We start from the raw sequence: 1,367 nt of genomic DNA on the forward strand, positions 1-1,367 counted from the left end.
AGTGATATTTTCTCAATTTAATATGAGATACCCCCTTATCGGTAGCTATCACGGACAACATAAAGAGATAAATAACCAAAATACCCAGCATAATAACGACTGGAAAACAGCAGAGACCACCAGCAACCATTAATACACTTTAACAAGTTTTAACAACTATAGTTACATTAATTAAATCCATAAAAACAACAAGTTAAAACCAAAAAGGACAAACAAAAACCACAACGAACAAATTAAAACCAACACAAAAAACACAGTAAACTTCGCTATTGAGAGCACATATAAGTTAGTTTTCTTGCTTTTTTAGAGCTTTCGAAAGTAATTCTTGATCTAAAGCCAAAAGTAGTGCTATTCTTAATCACATAGCGATAGTTAACCAAATTTAGGAGTAGTGTTATGATTTCATCTTCGCAAAAACAAGGACTTGTAATGATCGCGGTAGTTGTTGGTCTTATGACACTACCGATGATGTACTAATCAAGTACCAAAAAAAGAAAAGGGACGCCATGGCGTCCCTTTTCTTTTATCTAAATCTGTTACTTTGAGAATAGATGTAACGTCAGTACATCCCAATTGGCATAATAGAAACCAGCAGCAGCCAACGTCATTACCATCATTAAGAGAATGGCAACTCGCCAAATAAAGCGCCCACTTCTTGGGGTCAGCTCTTTCTCACAATCATTACACATCATGATGAACTGGTGATGATCCTCTAATTGCGCATCATGATCATTCACCACCTTGTTTCGGCAAGTGGCGATGTAGCGTAGTTTTACCACCATATCGTGTGGCAATCTCTCTTCACAACTCGTGACCAGTTCATGCAGCCCTTCTCCCTCAGCGTGATACTGAAGCCGCAATAACTTTTCTATATTACGAGTCCTTGTGACTACTTTTTCAATGTCCGTCATATTGACCCTCCCACTCCACACTCTAATTTTAGTCGAGCATTACCCTATTCTGATACAAATTGATCACGATTTACGTGAGAAAGAGACAATAAATAACAACGTGTTATCCACAATTGGCAATGAAATGTGATATCAGCCGAAAAATAACTCGCTCAACTTACATCAATTCACGAATAGCGGCTTTAAACACATATCCCATGTAGCCAACCGACTAGAATAGCCTCCAGGACTATATGGAGGTTGTATGCCTAATTCACTTTTTCTTGCGATTATTGTACTTGTCGCCCTAGCAGGCTGGGTTTTTGTAAGCTTTTATCGAAAGCATATGCAAGGAGAGAACGCGCCAGAGAAGAAAGTGGATGTCACGGTGCTCGACAAACAATCCATTGATCTACCGGATGCAGAGCCAGGACAAGAAGACCAAGAGTATTGGATCTACGTTCAACGTGGACTGGT

At 39.2% G+C, this 1,367-nt stretch carries 2 protein-coding genes; one reads left to right on the top strand and one right to left on the bottom strand.

What is annotated here, in order from left to right; genetic code table 11:
• Positions 1-536: 536 nt before the first annotated feature.
• On the bottom strand, positions 537-911 hold the full coding sequence (locus tag KIV40_RS31855; RefSeq protein ID WP_285353325.1) for a DUF4145 domain-containing protein: 375 nt from the start codon (positions 909-911) through the stop codon (positions 537-539).
• 244 nt (positions 912-1,155) lie between these two features.
• Between KIV40_RS31855 and KIV40_RS31860 the strand changes: the two genes are divergently transcribed.
• On the top strand, positions 1,156-1,367 hold a 212-nt coding region (locus KIV40_RS31860; protein ID WP_285353326.1), incomplete at its 3' end, for a DUF2500 family protein.

The organism is Vibrio sp. D173a (assembly GCF_030248475.1).

What these genes read in the sequence shown, in the direction of transcription:
- KIV40_RS31855 (WP_285353325.1), bottom strand. Translation starts at nt 911, where the DNA reads ATGACGGACATTGAAAAAGTAGTCACAAGGACTCGTAATATAGAAAAG.